Annotated in this window: 17 protein-coding genes; 10 read left to right on the forward strand and 7 right to left on the reverse strand. The window is 71.5% G+C overall.

What is annotated here, in order from left to right:
- The first annotated feature begins 155 nt into the window (after positions 1-155).
- Together ABZW17_RS33725 and ABZW17_RS33730 are read left to right on the forward strand one after the other, a co-directional pair.
- The gene (locus ABZW17_RS33725; protein ID WP_354823229.1) at positions 156-1,187 is read left to right on the forward strand and encodes a LacI family DNA-binding transcriptional regulator; all 1,032 of its coding nucleotides are present in this window, start codon (positions 156-158) and stop codon (positions 1,185-1,187) included.
- Positions 1,188-1,297: 110 nt separating this feature from the next.
- Positions 1,298-2,062, forward strand: coding sequence for a DUF1206 domain-containing protein (locus ABZW17_RS33730; protein WP_354823231.1), 765 nt, complete (start codon positions 1,298-1,300; stop codon positions 2,060-2,062).
- Between the two features lie 98 nt (positions 2,063-2,160).
- Here the strand turns inward: ABZW17_RS33730 and ABZW17_RS33735 are convergent, their stop codons facing one another.
- Positions 2,161-2,619: a helix-turn-helix domain-containing protein gene (locus tag ABZW17_RS33735; protein ID WP_354823233.1), complete on the reverse strand. Its 459-nt coding sequence runs from the start codon at positions 2,617-2,619 to the stop codon at positions 2,161-2,163.
- Between the two features lie 100 nt (positions 2,620-2,719).
- Here ABZW17_RS33735 and ABZW17_RS33740 point away from each other — a divergent pair, with 100 nt between their 5' ends.
- On the forward strand, positions 2,720-3,517 hold the full coding sequence (locus tag ABZW17_RS33740; RefSeq protein WP_354823235.1) for an SDR family NAD(P)-dependent oxidoreductase: 798 nt from the start codon (positions 2,720-2,722) through the stop codon (positions 3,515-3,517).
- Between the two features lie 2 nt (positions 3,518-3,519).
- On the opposite strand, the gene ABZW17_RS33745 is transcribed toward ABZW17_RS33740, so the two are convergent.
- Positions 3,520-5,322, reverse strand: a complete 1,803-nt coding sequence (locus tag ABZW17_RS33745; RefSeq protein ID WP_354823237.1) for a SpoIIE family protein phosphatase — start codon at positions 5,320-5,322, stop codon at positions 3,520-3,522.
- Between the two features lie 371 nt (positions 5,323-5,693).
- Between ABZW17_RS33745 and ABZW17_RS33750 the strand changes: the two genes are divergently transcribed.
- The 6 genes from ABZW17_RS33750 (at position 5,694) to ABZW17_RS33775 (ending at position 10,057) form a co-directional block, all read left to right on the forward strand.
- Positions 5,694-6,098 (forward strand): nuclear transport factor 2 family protein, encoded by a 405-nt coding sequence (locus tag ABZW17_RS33750; RefSeq protein WP_354823239.1) that lies wholly within the window; start codon positions 5,694-5,696, stop codon positions 6,096-6,098.
- Positions 6,095-6,793: a type 1 glutamine amidotransferase domain-containing protein gene (locus ABZW17_RS33755; RefSeq protein WP_354823241.1), complete on the forward strand. Its 699-nt coding sequence runs from the start codon at positions 6,095-6,097 to the stop codon at positions 6,791-6,793. The genes ABZW17_RS33750 and ABZW17_RS33755 overlap by 4 nt, the downstream gene beginning before the upstream one ends.
- Positions 6,794-6,804: 11 nt before the next feature.
- A complete protein-coding gene (locus ABZW17_RS33760; RefSeq protein WP_354823243.1) occupies positions 6,805-7,716 on the forward strand; it encodes an alpha/beta hydrolase in 912 nt (303 codons plus the stop codon).
- A gap of 21 nt (positions 7,717-7,737) precedes the next feature.
- Positions 7,738-8,067, forward strand: coding sequence for a carboxymuconolactone decarboxylase family protein (locus ABZW17_RS33765; protein ID WP_354823245.1), 330 nt, complete (start codon positions 7,738-7,740; stop codon positions 8,065-8,067).
- Between the two features lie 5 nt (positions 8,068-8,072).
- Complete coding sequence (locus tag ABZW17_RS33770; RefSeq protein ID WP_354823247.1) at positions 8,073-9,050, forward strand: aldo/keto reductase; 978 nt, start codon at positions 8,073-8,075, stop codon at positions 9,048-9,050.
- A gap of 83 nt (positions 9,051-9,133) precedes the next feature.
- Positions 9,134-10,057, forward strand: coding sequence for a helix-turn-helix transcriptional regulator (locus tag ABZW17_RS33775; protein WP_354823249.1), 924 nt, complete (start codon positions 9,134-9,136; stop codon positions 10,055-10,057).
- A 40-nt stretch (positions 10,058-10,097) separates the two neighbouring features.
- Here the strand turns inward: ABZW17_RS33775 and ABZW17_RS33780 are convergent, their stop codons facing one another.
- Together ABZW17_RS33780 and ABZW17_RS33785 are read right to left on the reverse strand one after the other, a co-directional pair.
- Positions 10,098-11,369 carry an FAD-dependent oxidoreductase gene (locus ABZW17_RS33780; protein ID WP_354823251.1) on the reverse strand — a complete coding sequence of 424 codons (1,272 nt, stop codon included), beginning with the start codon at positions 11,367-11,369 and terminating at the stop codon, positions 10,098-10,100.
- Positions 11,370-11,537: 168 nt separating this feature from the next.
- Positions 11,538-11,915, reverse strand: a complete 378-nt coding sequence (locus tag ABZW17_RS33785) for a DoxX family protein (RefSeq protein ID WP_354823253.1) — start codon at positions 11,913-11,915, stop codon at positions 11,538-11,540.
- 142 nt (positions 11,916-12,057) lie between these two features.
- Here ABZW17_RS33785 and ABZW17_RS33790 point away from each other — a divergent pair, with 142 nt between their 5' ends.
- Positions 12,058-12,534 carry a MarR family transcriptional regulator gene (locus ABZW17_RS33790; protein WP_354823255.1) on the forward strand — a complete coding sequence of 159 codons (477 nt, stop codon included), beginning with the start codon at positions 12,058-12,060 and terminating at the stop codon, positions 12,532-12,534.
- A gap of 20 nt (positions 12,535-12,554) precedes the next feature.
- On the opposite strand, the gene ccrA is transcribed toward ABZW17_RS33790, so the two are convergent.
- Genes ccrA through ABZW17_RS33805 form a run of 3 tightly spaced genes read right to left on the reverse strand, consistent with a single transcriptional unit; the run spans position 12,555 to position 15,171 of the window.
- On the reverse strand, positions 12,555-13,871 hold the full coding sequence (gene ccrA, locus ABZW17_RS33795; RefSeq protein ID WP_354823337.1) for a crotonyl-CoA carboxylase/reductase: 1,317 nt from the start codon (positions 13,869-13,871) through the stop codon (positions 12,555-12,557).
- Positions 13,872-13,921: 50 nt separating this feature from the next.
- Positions 13,922-14,398, reverse strand: a complete 477-nt coding sequence (locus ABZW17_RS33800; RefSeq protein WP_354823257.1) for a hypothetical protein — start codon at positions 14,396-14,398, stop codon at positions 13,922-13,924.
- Positions 14,395-15,171 (reverse strand): arylamine N-acetyltransferase, encoded by a 777-nt coding sequence (locus ABZW17_RS33805; protein WP_354823259.1) that lies wholly within the window; start codon positions 15,169-15,171, stop codon positions 14,395-14,397. The genes ABZW17_RS33800 and ABZW17_RS33805 overlap by 4 nt, the downstream gene beginning before the upstream one ends.
- Positions 15,172-15,181 lie beyond the last annotated feature (10 nt).

Raw genomic sequence — 15,181 nt, forward strand, 5'->3', positions numbered from 1 at the left:
CGCCAACTCCGTCGAGAGGGGGGGGGTGCTCCGGTAACTGACGCTCTCCTCCTACCGCACCGGGCCCGCCCGCCCCCGGGGCCCCCGCCCTCGGCGCTCCCGGCGGAGCGCACACTCGTTACGGTGAAACCGAACCGGTTCAGCGCGGAGGTGCGATGAAGCGCCCGACGATCACCGACATCGCGAAGGAAGCCGGCGTGTCGAAGGGTGCTGTCTCCTATGCGCTGAACGGCCGGCCGGGGGTTTCCCACGCGACCAGGACGCGGATCCTCGCCATCGCCGAGCAGCTGGGCTGGGGACCCAGCAGTGCGGCCCGGGCGCTGTCGGACGGCAAGGCCGGCGCGATCGGCATGGTCATCGACCGGCCGGCCGACGTGCTCGGTGTCGAACCGTTCTTCATGCGGCTGATCGCGGGTATCCAGAACGAGCTCGGCTCCGGGCCGACCTCCTTGCTGCTCCAGGTCGCCCCGGACCACGACACCGAGCTGGGCATCCACCGGCGCTGGCACGCCGAGCGCCGCGTCGACGGGGTGCTGCTGGTCGATCTGCGGGTCGACGACGAACGGCTGGACGCCGTCACCGCCATCGGGATGCCGGCGGTGGTGCTCGGTGGTCCGCTCGACCGCAGCGACCTGCCCTCCGCGTGGACCGACGACGGGGCGGCGGTCGGGGAGGTCCTCGACTACCTGGCGGCCCTGGGCCACCGCCGGGTGGTGCACGTGGCCGGCCCGCCGGAGTTCCTCCACACCCGGGTCAGGACCGAGGCTTTCGTCGCGGCGGCGCGGCGGCTCGACCTCACCGAAGCGCGCACCGTCCACACCGACTACACGGACGAAAGCGGCGCGAGCGCCGCACGCCGCGTTCTCGTGTCCGGCGAACCCCCCACCGCGCTGATCTTCGACAACGACGTCATGGCCGTCGCCGCGCTGGGTGCCGTCCAGGAACTCGGCCTGTCGGTCCCCGGCGACGTGTCCTTCGTGGCCTGGGACGACTCGGTGCTGTGCCGCCTGGTGCGGCCCGCCTTGACCGCCGTGCGCCGGCCGGTCGCGGACTACGGCGCGTTGGCGGCGTCCATGCTGCAACGGCTGATCGCCGGGGAAGACGTGCAGGACGCCGGCACGACGGCGCTGATGCTGGTCACCCGAGCCAGCAGCGGAGCAGTCCCCCGGCCCGGTAACCGCCGATGATTTCCCTCAGCTGAGCGGCTGGTGGCCCATCACGCCACCGGCGTCCGGGGCGTCGACGAAATGTGCGCGGATTCCTGGTCAACCGGACCGGGATGAACGAGGATCACCCGGTGCCCGACTTCAGAGGTTTCGCCCTGATCGCCCGGATCGGTCTGACCTGCTACGCCTTCGTCCACCTGCTCGTCGCGTGGCTGGCGGCGCAGGTGGCCCTCGGCGACAACGAGAAGGCCGACAAGGCCGGCGCCCTGCAGATCGTCGCGACGGGCGGTGGGGCGTGGCTGCTGTGGCTGATCGCCGCCGGCACCGGGCTGCTCGCCCTCTGGCAGCTCGCCGAGGCGATCACCGGCCACCGGCACGCCGCACCACGCCGGCGGTGGGTGCGGCGGACCGCCAGCGGCGTCGAGGTCGTCCTGTACGGCCTCGTCGCCTACAGCGCCGGGAAGATCGCGACCGGCGGCTCCGGCAAAGCGGGCTCGGTGGTGGCCACGGTGCTGGCCGAGCCCTGGGGCGCCGCCGCGGTGATCACGGCCGGAGGCGTCGTCATCGCGGTCGCGGCCTTCCTCGGCTACCGCGGGATCCGGAAGAAGTTCGTCCACGACCTCGACCTCGGCGGGACGTCGCGGACGGTCCGGCGATCGACGGAGCGACTGGGCCAGGTGGGCTGGTCGGCGATGGCGGTCACCTACGGCACGGTGGGCGCGATGTTCATCGTCGCCGCCGTCGACTACGACCCCGCCAAAGCCGGCGGCCTGGACCCCGCGCTCAAGACGCTCGCCCTCCAGCCCTACGGACAGGCGCTGCTGCTGGCCCTCGCCGCCGGCATCGCCGTGTTCGGCGTGTTCGCGTTGCTCGAAAGCCGCTACCGCAGGATTTGAGGGTCAGCCGGTGGCTCGGCGAATACCCCGAGCCCGGCGCTCTGCACCTGCGCGTCTGCCGATACGGCCTTGGCGCTGGGCGACGACGTCCTCGGGGGTCAGGTCCGGGGCAGGCCGGGCCCGGGTTCGGTCGCGATGTCGCCCGCGCGCAGCTGGTCGCCGCAGGCTTCGCAGGCGAACCGGCCGGTGACCGGGCCGCCGCATGAGCGGTGTACCAGCAGGCGTGGCGGGCCGGCCGGTTCCGGGTAGTAGGTGTCACCCCACCACATCAGATGAGCGATCACCGGCGTCAGCGCGCGGCCCTTGTCGGTGAGGTGGTAGGCGTACCGCTCCGGCCGCTGCTGGTAGGCGGTGCGCTCGAGGACGCCTTCGTCGACGAGGTGGCTCAACCGCCGGCTCAGCACCGTGCGGGTGACTCCCAGGCTGTCGACGAGTTCGTCGAAGCGGTGACGACCCAGTACGACGTCGCGCAGGACGAGCAGGGTCCAGCGCTCCCCCACCACCTCCAAGGTCCGGGAGATCGAACAAACCTGGCCGGCGTAGTCGCGTCCCAACACCAGGAAATTGTAGGTCGCTTCACGCGACTAACCGAGCTAGAGTCAGTCGCGTGATGCAACTAACACCTGAGCTGCGCGACCTCGACCCCGCCCGGCCCTCGTGAACCGCGACGACCGGCTCCGCGAGCGGTACGGCCCGGCCGCGCTGGTCACCGGTGCCACCTCCGGCATCGGCCGGGCCATCGCCACCGAACTGGCCCGCGCCGGGTTCGACCTCGTGCTCGCCGCGCGCCGGAAGCCGGTGCTGCAAGACCTCGCCCACGAGCTGACGACGCGGCACGGCATCAGCGTCCGCGTGCTCGCGCTCGATCTCGCCGGCGACCGCGGTGCCGAAGAACTCCTGGCCGCGACGGCCGGCACCGACCTCGGGCTCTACGTCGCCGCCGCCGGGTTCGGGACCTCCGGGGCGTTCCTCGACGCCGATCCCGCCGTCGAACGGGAGATGCTGCGCCTCAACTGCGAAACCGTGCTCACCACCAGCCTCGGGTTCGGGCGGCGGCTGGCCGGGCGCGGCCGGGGCGGACTCGTCCTGATGAGCTCCCTCGTCGGTTTCCAGGGCATGCCCCACGCCGCGCACTACGCCGCCACCAAGGCCTACGTCCAGACCCTCGCCGAGGCGCTGCACGTCGAACTCCGGCCCCACGGCGTGGACGTCCTCGCCGCCGCACCCGGCCCGACGCACAGCGGATTCGCCGGCCGCGCCGGGATGCGCATGGGCACGGCCCTGACGCCGGAGACCGTGGCGCGCGGCACGCTCAGCGCCCTGGGCCGCCGGCCGACGGCCTTGCCGGGCCTGCTCACCCGGGTCCTCAAAGCCGCTCTGCTCCCCCTGCCGCGCCGCGGCCGGGTCAGGATCATGGGATCGGTCATGGCCGGCATGACCGGCCACCCGCGCTGACCTCAGCGGCCGGGCACCCGGACGGCGAGCAGGGCGATGTCGTCCTCGGGGCCGGGTCCGCCGATCCGGTCGGCGACGACCTGCAGCAGGCCGTCCAGCGGCCCGCCGTCGTACCCGGCGAACAGCTCCGCGACCGCGGCGATGTCGGCATCGATGTCGCCTCCGGCGCGATCGACCAGGCCGTCGGTGTAGAGCAGTACCGCGCTGCCCGGGTCCAGGGTGATCCGGCGGGTGGTCCGCGGTCGCTGCGTCAGCGCGTAGTGCAGCATCACGTCGTTTTCGTCGAGCTGGCGGATCTCGCCGCCGGGCCGGCGGACCAGCGGCGGCAGGTGCCCGGCGTTGGTCCACGCGAACTCCCAGCGCCCGCCGTCGAGCGGACGCAGGTGGGCGTGGACGAGGGTGCCCGACGCGCCGATGCCGAGCGCGTCGTTGGCGCGTTCCAGCGCGGAGACCGCGCTGGCCGGGTCGGTCCCGAGCAGGTCGACGTCGGCTTGGCGCAGCATGCTGCGCGTCTGTCCCATCAGGGCCGCGGCGGCGGTGTTGTGCCCGGTGATGTCGCCGATCGTCACCGCGAGGACCCGTTCGTGGCCCGGCAGCGGGTAGGCGTCGTACCAGTCGCCGCCGACGAGCTGGCCCGCGGCGGCGGGCCGGTAGTGCCCGGCCAGCTCCAGCCCGGTCACCGGGGGCAGCTCGGTGAGCATGGCCCGTTGCAGTTCGTGTGCGACGCCGACGCGCTCGTCGACGTAGAGGGCTCGCTCGACGGCGTGGGCGACGTAGCCGGCCACCGCGGTCAGGAGCGCCTTCTCGGTCACGTCGATCCGGCGCGGGGCGCTCCAGCCGAGGATCAGCGAGCCCAGGGGGAGCCGCGTTCCGGGGAGCGGGACGCAGATCGCGGTGTTGAGCCCGTGCGCGGTGAAGGCGGTGACCGTGTCCTCGCTGTAGCCACCGTCGACCAGGTCGTAGGCCCCGTTGATCACGATGATCTCGGAATCGCGGGCGGCCCGGGCCGAGGGCCACCCGTCGTCGAGGTCGTAGGTCTCGAACTCCTCGACCGGTTCGCGGTTCAGGGTGTCCACGAGCCGCCGCACCCGGCGTCCCTCGACCACGGTCAGCCCGACGTAGGCGGGTTCGAGGTCGCTGGCGACGAGGTTGCGCAGCTGCCGCCGGACGTCGGCGAGGGTGGTGGCGTCGGCCAGGTCTTCCGCCGCGCGCAGCAGCAGCCGCGACCGGGCCAGCTCGCCCCGCGCCTGCTCGGCGATCCGCCGGTCGGCGTCTTCGACCAGGGCGCGCGTGCGGCCGGACCGGCGGGTCGCGATCCGCAGCCTCAGTTCGGCGCCGCACGCCGCGGCGAGATCGGCCAGATCGCGCAGCGCGTCGGCCGGCCACTCGCGCGGAACGCCGTCGAGGGCGCACAGCGCGCCGAGCACGTTCCCGTCGGAATCGGTCAGCGCGATCCCGGCGTAGGCGCCCACGCCGAACGCACCGACCGCCGGGTGCGCCGACCACCGCGCGTCGGTCTCGACGTCGGCGACCGCCATCGGCTCCGCCGCCGGCACGGTCTGCCAGCACAACGACTCCCCCAGGGACGTCACCCGCGGGACGTCGAGCCCGGACAACCCCGGGAGCAGCTGGCGGTCCTCCGCCACCAGCACGACCGCCGCGGCCGGGACGTCCAGCAGCCTGGTCACCAACCGGGCGAACCGGTCCATCCCCGGATCCGCACCCGCGGACAGGCCGCAGTCACGGAGCGCGGCCCGGCGGCTCTCCGCCCGCGCTCCCGGCCCGGCGGTGCTGCCTTCGCCCACTCGCGCACCCATTCGCACTCGGAAGCCGCCCGGCTGCGGCACGCGGTCAGCGTAGCGCCACCCCGAGTCGACCGGGAGCCTCGCTCCCGCGGCCCGGCCGGCGATCGGGGCCGGCCCGGCGGCGTCCGGTCAAGTCCGGTTTGGATGTTTCGGCCGCGCCCGGGCGACGCCGGAGGCCGGGAGCGTGACCAGGGACGGCAGCAGCTCCGAATCCTCGCCGACGGGGAGCTTGTCGCACCACGCGAGAATTCCCGCCGCAGCGCCGATCGTGGAGGGGAGAAAATCCTCCCCCTCAGCGGACGGGCATTCCGCGCGGCTCGCTGCGAGGCTGGCGACCGAACACCGCGATCCGGTCCACAAAGGATGAAAGAATGCCCGAATCACCCGATATTGCCCTGGCTCGCCGATTGTACGAATCGCACGCCGACCCGGCCGTGCTGGAAGAGATCATGGCGACGGACCTGGAGTGGGACATCACGCCCGGCTTTCCGTCCGGCGGGGTCTACCACGGGTTCGACAGCATGGTGAACGACTTCTTCGGCTCACTTCTCCCCCGCTTCGAGTCGTTCGGCGCCCAGGCGGAGCAGTACTACGCCGACGGTGACGGCCACGTGTTCGTCTTCGGCCACTACCACGGGGTGACCAAGGACGGGAAGACCGCCGACGCCCGGTTCATCCACCTGTGGACGGTCCGGGACGGCAAGCTCGCCCGGCTGCAGCAGGCCGCCGACAGCCACGTCCTGCACGAGGCCCTGAACGGGGCCGGCGCGCGATGACGAAGATCCTGTACCTGATCACCGCGGCGACCTACTGGACGCTCGCCGACGGCACCCGTCAGCCGGCCGGCTTCTGGGCCGAAGAAGCCCTCGGCCCGTACGAAGTGTTCACCCAGACGGGTTACGAGATCGCGGCGGCCACGCCCGGTGGCGTTCCGCCGACGGCCGACGCCGCGAGCCTCTCCCCCGAGTTCAACGATGGCCCGGAAGGCGCCGAGCGGATGCAGGCCCGGCTGCGAGATGCCACCGAACTGGCCCGGCCGATGCGGATAGAGGACGTGCGCATCGAGGACTACGACGCCGTGTTCGTCCCCGGCGGCTGGGGCCCGATGGAGGACCTGCCCGGCAACGCCGCAGCCGGACGTCTGTTGTCCGGCTGGCTCGCCTCGGGCAAACCGCTGGCCCTGGTCTGCCACGGCCCCGCCGCGCTGCTGGCCACTGTGGACGGAGACGGCAACTCACCCTTCGCCGGCTACCGCCTCACCGGCCTGAGCAACGCCGAGGAGAAGCTCAACGGCCTGGCCGACCGCGCGAAATGGCTGCTGCAGGACCGCCTGGTCCACGACCTCGGCGCGGACTACCGCGAGGGCGAGCCGTTCCGGCCGCACGTCGAGGTCGATCGGACGCTCTACACCGGACAGAACCCGGACTCGGCCGTTCCCCTGGCCCGAGAACTGACGAAAACCCTGAGCTGAAAGAGCTTCCCATGGTGAGAACCGTTTCCTTCCGGAACAAGGCGGTGGACATCGCGGCCCACCTCCACCTCCCGGACGACTTCGACGAAACCGGGAAGTACCCGGCGCTCGTCGGCATCCACCCGGCCGGCGGCGTGAAGGAGCAGACCATCGGCCGTTACGCGGCGAGGCTGGCCGAGCACGGCTACGTCGTCGTGGTCTACGACTCCTCCTACCAGGGGGCGAGCGGCGGCGAACCCCGCCTCCTGGAGGACCCGTCGACCCGGGTGGAGGACGCCCGCTGCGCGGCGGACTTCCTGACCACGCTCCCGTTTGTCGACGTCGAACGCCTGGGTGTCTACGGCATCTGCGCCGGCGGCGGCTACGCGCTCAGCGTGGCGCAGACGGAGCACCGGTTCAAGGCGGTCGCGACGGTCAGCGCCGCCCCGATGGGCGAAAGCTCCCGGGCCTTCATGGGCCACGTCGTCCCGGCGAGCGAACACGTCGCCACCCTGGAAACGGTGGGCAGGCAGCGCACCGCGGAAGCGAACGGAGCCGAGCCCGCCTACGCCCCCTTCGTCCCGGAAAAGTTCGAGGACATCGACGAGAACACCCCGGACATGCTGCGCGAGGGGTACGACTACTACCGGACCCCGCGCGGCGCACACCCCCGCTCGAAGGGCCGGTTCCTGCTGACCGGCCTGGACCGGATGCTCGCCTTTTCGGTGTTCGACCGGATCCCCGACTTCCTGACCCAGCCGGTGCTGCTGATCGCCGGGAGCAAGGCGGACACCAAGCTGTGGAGCGACCAGGCCTACGAACTCGCCCCCGGCCCGAAAAAGCTGCTCGTCGTCGACGGCGCCACCCACATCGCCCTGTACGACACGCCGGAATACGTCGATCAGGCGATCACCGAAATGGTGAAGTTCTTCACCGTCCTCTAAAGAACCGAAAGGAACTCAGCCTTGACTGCCGAAAACGAACCGTCCGGTGCCGAGAAGGCGTTCGGCGACTTCGCCCCGGCCCTCGTCCACCTCACCGACGACGTGCTGTTCGGCGAAGTCTGGGAACGCACGGAGCTGTCCCCCAAGGAGCGCAGCCTCGTCACCGTGGCCAGCCTGCTCACCAGCGGCAGCACCGAACAGCTCGTGTTCCACCTCGGCCTGGCCCGCGAAAACGGGGCCTCCGAGAGCGAGCTGATCGAGGCGATCACCCACCTGGCCTTCTACGCCGGCTGGCCCAAGGCCATGTCCGCGATGGCCGTGGCCAAGCGGGTCTTCGGGAACGAGGGGTAGCCGCGATGCACCACCGGATCCTCGGACAGGGCCTGCGGGTCTCGGCCGTCGGCCTCGGCGCCATGGGCATGTCCCAGAGCTACGGCCCCAACCCCGGCGACCGCGACGCGATGATCGCCGTGCTGCGAGGCGCGGCGGAACGGGGTGTCACGTTCTTCGACACCGCCGAGGTCTACGGGCCCTACGTCAACGAAGAACTCGTCGGCGAAGCGCTCGCCCCGCTGCGCGACGACGTCGTGATCGCCACGAAGTTCGGCTTCCGCATCGCGGACGGCGGGCTCGACAGCCGCCCCAAGCACGTCAAGGCCGTCGCCGACGCTTCGCTGCGCCGCCTGCGGACCGACACGATCGACCTGTTCTACCAGCACCGGGTCGACCCCGGCGTCCCGATCGAGGACGTCGCCGGGGCCGTCGGCAAGCTGGTCCAGGGCGGCAAGGTGCGCCACTTCGGGCTGTCCGAAGCGGCAGCGGCCACCATCCGCCGCGCGCACGCCGTCCACCCCGTGACCGCTGTGCAGAGCGAGTACTCGCTGTGGACCCGCGATCCCGAGCCCGAAGTCCTGCCCACCTGCGGCGAGCTCGGGATCGGTTTCGTGCCCTTCAGCCCGCTCGGCAAGGGCTTCCTCACCGGGACCGTCACCGCCGGCACGCAGTTCGCCGACGGCGACGTCCGCGCGGGCATCCCCCGGTTCACCCAGGACAACCGCACCGCCAACCAGGCCCTGGTCGACCACGTCACCGCACTCGCCGGCGCCAAGGGCGTCACCCCCGGGCAGCTCGCCCTGGCCTGGCTGCTGGCCCGGCACCCGTGGATCGTGCCCATCCCGGGCACCCGCCGCATCGAACGGGTCGAGGAGAACGCCGGCGCCACCCGGGTCCCCCTTTCGGCCGACGAGCGGGCGGACCTCGACACCCTCACCGCCCGCATCGAGGTGCGGGGCGACCGGTACAACGACCACCACATGTCCCTGGTCGACCGCTGAGTCAACCGCTGGAGGGGAGTGCGGCGTTGCAGCCCGGGGTGGCGCCGCGGGACGAAGCCGTAGCGATGGCGCACACTGGGGCCATGAGCAGCGAAAACGATCGGCTGAAGCCGCTCGGGGAGTTCCTGCGCGCACGGCGCGGCGAGCTGACCCCGCAGGACGTCGGGCTGCCCGCGGGCCCGGTTTCGCGCCGGGTCCCGGGCCTGCGCCGGGAGGAGGTCGCCCAGCTCGCCGCGATCAGCACCGACTACTACCGGCGGCTGGAGCAGGGCCGGATCCCGGCGTCCGGGCCCGTCCTGGACCAGCTGGCCCGGGCCCTGCGCCTCGACGACGACCAGCAGGCCTACCTGTTCGAACTCGCCGGGAAGCCCTCGGGCAAACCACGCGCCCGGCCGGTCCGCACGATCAGCCCCCAGCTGCGCCGGCTGCTCGACCAGCTGCCCGAAGCGCCCGCTCTCGTCCTCGGCGAGGGGATGGACATCCTCGCCTGGAACGGCCTCGCCGCCGCCCTGATCACCGACTTCGCCCGGATCCCGGAAGACGAGCGCAACTACGTGCGGCTGATCTTCACCGACCCCGCCATGCGCACGCTCTACCCCGACTGGGTCGACGTCGCCCGCAAGGCCGTCACCAACCTGCACATGGACGCCGCCCGCCACCCCGACCACCCCCGGCTCACCGAGCTGGTCCACGAGCTGTCCACCCGGGACGCCGACTTCCGGGCCTGGTGGCACGGCCAGCACGTGGAGAGCAAGGGACAGGGCACCAAGCGGTTCCGCCACCCGCTCGTCGGGGACCTCACCCTCGACTGGGACACGCTGATCTGCGACACGGCACCCGACCAGTTCGTCATCGTGCTGACCGCCGAACCCGGCACCCCCTCGCACGACGCCCTGCGCATCCTCGCCTCCTGGGTCGACGACCAGTCCATCGGCCGCGGCGGGGAAGCCGGCGCCGCCGAGCGGACCGGCAAGCCGAACCTGCCCACCCCGCTCATCCGACCCTGACGGCCCTCTTGTGCACGGGGACCGGCTCCGGTTCGTCCGGTCAGGCAGCAAACCGATCTTCCGCCGTGACGCCGCGGCGGGCGGAGGCCGGGGCTCGCTCCGGTCGCAGGCCCACGCCGATGAGGTACACCGCCGCCGTCCGGAGGAACGGTGCCCACTGGGCCGCCCTCATGATCCAGCCCGGTGGGCCTGCCGGCCGGCCGGACTTGAGGGGGGCGGCCAGGTCTGCGTGCATGATGCGCTGCAAGGCCTGTACCAGCAGCAGCGACGGCAACCGGCGGCGCCGGATCCGGGCGAGGTCGTTGCCGCGCACCGCACCCCGCCGCAGGCGCTCTGTCAGCACGGTTGCGGTCGCGACGGCGTCCTGGACCGCGAGGTTGATGCCCACGCCGCCGACCGGTGACATGGCGTGCGCGGCGTCCCCGATGCACAGCAAACCCTCGACGTGCCAGCGGCGCAGCCGGCCGAGCCGGACGTCGAGCAGCTTGACGTCGTCCATCGAAACCAGCTCCGCGACCCGGTCGGCGTACTCCGGCAGGAGTTCGGCCACGTCACGCCGGAACGCGTCGATGCCGCGGGCGCGCAGCCCGCTGTCGGTGCCCTTGCGGGCGACGTAGCCGATCTGGAAGTAACCCTCACGAGGGATGACGATCGCGAAGCGGCCCCGGCCCGGCCGCCGGGTCAGCTCGCCGACCTGCTCGCCGTCGCGACGCGAGAGGCGGAACCACCAGGTGTCGAACGGCACGTCGAACTCCGTCGTCGTCAACCCGGCCGCCGCCGGCAGCACCGAATGCCGGCCGTTGCAGGCCACCGTGAGGTCGGCCCGGAGCTCGCCTTCGACCTCGTCGCCGCCGGGGCCGACGGCGCGGTAACGGACCCCGGTGACCCGGCCGCCCTCGTGGATCAGAGCGGTCGCCGCAGTCCCCATCTCGAGGCGGAAACCCGGCTCCGCCCGCGCCGCGTCGGCGAGCAGGTCCAGCAGGTTCCACTGGGGAACGATCGCCACGTACGGGTGCCGCACTCCCCATCGGCGCAGCGCACCGAAATCCCCGATCCTCCGCACCCCGCCGGTCCCGTCGGGCAGGACCACGTCGGTGATCCGGGTCTGGGGCAACCGCGCGAACCGGTCCCCCAAGCCCAGCTCGTCGAGCAGCTGCAGGGTCGCCGGGTGCACCGTGTCACCGCGGAAGTCGTGCAGGAAGTCCTCGTGCTTCTCCAGCACCGTAACCTCGACACCGGCCCTCGCGAGCAGCAGCCCCAGCACCATGCCCGCCGGGCCACCTCCCACGACGCAACACGTCGTCCGCTCCACCGCGCCCCGCTCCCCCGCCGACGTCGCCGCACCCCACCACGTTCTACACCTGGCGGGTCGGCGGTCTCGGGCGGCGGCGCGGGACGAGAGTATTCGGGGCAGCTTTGCCGCACGAAGATGCCGAGCGTCCTGGCGCCGACCCCTCATGACGGCGCCAGGACGGCTGCTTCAGCTGATCGCGTACGGGCCGAACCGGCCCCAGGCGACGATCGCGCACAGGATGAGCAGGACCACCGGGGCCGCGAGCGCCTGGTTCTCCTTGCGGCGGATGTGCACGACGATCGCGCCGACCATCACGAGCGCCAGGCCGAGGGCCGCGATCGGGGTCAGGATCGGGGCGATGACCAGGAGTGCCGGGAGAATCAGGCCGAGTGCGCCGAGGACCTCGATCGCACCGACGCCCTTGACCGAGCCGCTGGAGTAGTCGCCCGCCCAGGCCATGCCGGAGGCGGCGAGCTTCTCCTTGGGCTGCAACAGCTTCATCGCGCCTGCGGCCAGGAACGCGAGCGCCAGCAGGCCCGCGATGATCCAGAGTGCGACATTCATGATCTTCGGCATCTCCGATTCCGAGGTGGGGCAACTGGCCGTAAGCTAGCAGCGCATGACTTGAAGCGTCAAGTGAGTTGAGTTGAACCTTCAAGCGCGCTGCGCTAGATTCGTCCGGGGTACGGCTCTGCGGAATGAGGCTATGGAAGACAACGACGCTCGCTGGCTCGACGAACGGGAGCGAGAGATCTGGATTGCGCTGGCCAGTCTGCTGATCCGGGTGCCGTCGGCCCTGCACGCCCAGCTGCAGCGCGACTCCGGTGTCAGCTTCTTCGAGTACCAGGTGCTGGCCGGGCTGTCCGAGGCCCCGGACCGGACCCTGCGCATGAGCACCCTGGCCGTGCTCGCCGACGGTTCGCTGTCCCGGCTGTCGCACGTGGTGAAGCGGATGGAGAAGGTCGGCTGGGTGACCCGGCGGCCCGATCCCGAAGACGGCCGCTACACGCTGGCGACGCTCACCGACGCGGGCTGGGACAAGCTGGTCGACGCCGCGCCCGGCCACGTCGCCGAGGTGCGCCGGCTGGTGTTCGACCCGCTGAGCAAGGCGCAGCAACGGCAGCTGCAGGAGATCGGCCGCCGGATCAGCGAAGCGGCCGTCACCGACGAACCCGAGCCCTGAGCTAGCGAAAGTCTCCCCCATCAGCGGAAGGCGTTGATGCTTTCGAGGTGCTTCGCGCGCTTCTCCTCGTCACGAACCCCCAGACCCTCCTGCGGCGCGAGCGCGAGCACACCGACCTTCCCCTGATGGGCGTTGCGGTGCACATCCAACGCAGCCTGACCGGTCTCCTCCAGAGCGTAGGTCTTCGACAACGTCGGATGGATCAACCCCTTCGCGATCAGCCGGTTCGCCTCCCACGACTCACGGTAGTTCGCGAAATGCGAACCGACGATCCGCTTCAAGTTCATCCACAAATACCGGTTGTCGTACTGATGCATGTACCCCGACGTCGACGCACACGTCACAATCGTCCCGCCCTTACGCGCGGCATACACCGACGCACCGAACGTCTCCCGCCCCGGATGCTCGAACACGATGTCCGGATCCTCCCCACCCGTCAGCTCCCGGATCCGCGCCCCGAACCGCTGCCACTCCCGCGGATCCTGCTCGTGCTCGTCCTTCCAGAACCGGTACCCCTCCGCGCTGCGGTCGATGATCAGCTCCGCCCCCAGCTTCCGGCAGATCGCCGCCTTCTCCGGGCTGGACACCACACACACCGGGATGGCACCGCCGTTGAGCGCGTACTGCGTCGCATACGACCCCAGACCACCCGAAGCGCCCCAGATCAGCACGACATCACCCTGCTTCATGTCCGCGCCGTTACGCGAGACCAGCTGCCGGTAGGCGGTGGAGTTGACCAGCCCCGGCGAGGCCGCCTCCTCCCAGGTCAGGTGATCCGGCTTCGGCATCAGCTGATTCGCCTTGACCAGCGCAAGCTCCGCCAGCCCCCCGAAGTTCGTCTCGAACCCCCAGATCCGCTGCTCGGTGTCGAGCATCGTGTCGTTGTGCCCGTCCGGGCTCTCCAGCTCCACACTCAGGCAATGCGCGACCACCTCATCGCCCGGCTTCCAGTTGTGCACCCCCACCCCGGTCCGCAGCACCACCCCCGACAGATCCGAGCCCACCACGTGATACGGCAGATCGTGCCGCTTGGCCAGCGGGGAGAGCTTCCCGTACTTCTTGAGGAACTTGAACGTCGGGATCGGCTCGAAAATCGAGGTCCACACGGTGTTGTAGTTGATGGCACTGGCCATCACCGCCACCAGCGCCTCACCCGGACCCAGCTCCGGCACGGGCACGTCATCAACGTGCAACGACTTACGCGGATCCTTGTCCCGGCTCTCGAGGCCCTCGAACATGTCGACCTCGTCGGCATGCACAGTCACCCCACGGTAGCTCCCGGGCAGCGGCAGGGCCGCCGCCGCGCGCGACTCGCCCCCGGCAATGGCCTGCTGGATGTCTCCGAGTTCTCCGTCACCCACAGCTTCTCCTTCCGTCGAGAGCTCCCTCACGGGAGCAGGCCGAGATCGGCTTCCGCACCCACAGCCGCCGGGTCCCGGCCCCACAGGGCGCCCCCGTCCGGGGGCGGCCGGCGCGCGGCGGAGTCGAGGACGTTCCGTCCGGGGCTGGTCAACCATTCGCGCAGGGCTTCCGCCCACCAGCCGGTGTCCTCGGCCCCGAGCTCGCCGGGCACGGCCGCGAACGCCGCCTCCGCGTCGGCGACCCCGAGCGTCTCGCCGATCGCCGCCCAGCCGAGCCCGTCGGCGCGGGCGGACACGACCGCGCGCTCGAGGTACCGGGCGGCCAGCTCGGTCAGCGCCCGCGCGGCGCGCAGCGCGGCCCGATCCAGCTCGTGCGGCCAGTAGTGCTCCGGCACGACGGCGTGCCGGGCGCAGACCGCGATCTCCCACGCCGCTTTGGCGGCGGCCACCTTGGCGTGCAGCGCGGGTGGCAGGGCGCCGGGTTCCCCGGGCGCGGCCGTCACCGGGCACCGTCGAGGATGGTCGCCACGGCCTTCGCGTAGTCTTCCGGTTCGACCAGCGCGGTCGTCTTCTCGTGGCCGTCTTCCACCGAGAGCAGGCGTTTGCCGACCAGCAGCAGGTGCCCGTCGCCGGACGAGCGGGCCCGGATGACAGCGGTGGCGAGCACGGTGCCGTCGGTGTACTCGCGCATGCGCTCGGCGAAGCCGTGCCAGTCCTCGACCCGGCGCCCCGACGGCGAGAAGCGGTAGACCGCCCGCCACGGCCCGGTGCGGCTGCGGCGGTACAGCGTCTGCCACCCCTGCTGCTCGACCACCTTGTACCGGCAGCCGTACTGGTGCTGCACCTGCGCTTCGAGGCGCAGGGGATCCAGATAGGACGGCCCGGAGAACCCGACGTCGGCCAGCCACAGGTCCTCCCCGACCGCGACGCCGGTGAACAGGTGCGACAGGTCGGGCGAAAAGGTGCCGTCCTCCTGGCGCACCCCGGCCGAGACGAGCCGGGTCTCGAAACCCAGGTCGCCGAGCAAGCGGCGGAACAGCGGGTTCAGCTCGAAGCAGATGCCGCCGTGGCCGTCGCGCACGATCTTGTCGAAGGTCGCGTCGAGGTCCACGGCCGCGATGTTGGCGGGCAGGTCACCGTCCGCCGGACCGAACTTCGTGTTGTCGTAGGGAATCGTCATCAGGTGCCGTCTGTGCAGCTGCCGCAGCGTTTCCGGGGTGGCCGTCCGCGGGCCGGTGTAGCCCAGGCGGTCCAGGTAGACGTCGGTGTCGAACATCGCTCCCCCT

The organism is Amycolatopsis sp. NPDC004625, assembly GCF_040609695.1.
In the GTDB taxonomy this organism is placed as follows: domain Bacteria; phylum Actinomycetota; class Actinomycetes; order Mycobacteriales; family Pseudonocardiaceae; genus Amycolatopsis.

Coding starts and splice junctions, on each gene's coding strand:
- ABZW17_RS33725 (WP_354823229.1), top strand. CDS start 156: ATGAAGCGCCCGACGATCACCGACATCGCGAAGGAAGCCGGCGTGTCG.
- ABZW17_RS33750 (WP_354823239.1), top strand. CDS start 5,694: ATGCCCGAATCACCCGATATTGCCCTGGCTCGCCGATTGTACGAATCG.
- ABZW17_RS33755 (WP_354823241.1), top strand. CDS start 6,095: ATGACGAAGATCCTGTACCTGATCACCGCGGCGACCTACTGGACGCTC.
- ABZW17_RS33760 (WP_354823243.1), top strand. CDS start 6,805: ATGGTGAGAACCGTTTCCTTCCGGAACAAGGCGGTGGACATCGCGGCC.
- ABZW17_RS33770 (WP_354823247.1), top strand. CDS start 8,073: ATGCACCACCGGATCCTCGGACAGGGCCTGCGGGTCTCGGCCGTCGGC.
- ABZW17_RS33775 (WP_354823249.1), top strand. CDS start 9,134: ATGAGCAGCGAAAACGATCGGCTGAAGCCGCTCGGGGAGTTCCTGCGC.
- ABZW17_RS33785 (WP_354823253.1), bottom strand. CDS start 11,915: ATGAATGTCGCACTCTGGATCATCGCGGGCCTGCTGGCGCTCGCGTTC.
- ABZW17_RS33790 (WP_354823255.1), top strand. CDS start 12,058: ATGGAAGACAACGACGCTCGCTGGCTCGACGAACGGGAGCGAGAGATC.
- ABZW17_RS33805 (WP_354823259.1), bottom strand. CDS start 15,171: ATGTTCGACACCGACGTCTACCTGGACCGCCTGGGCTACACCGGCCCG.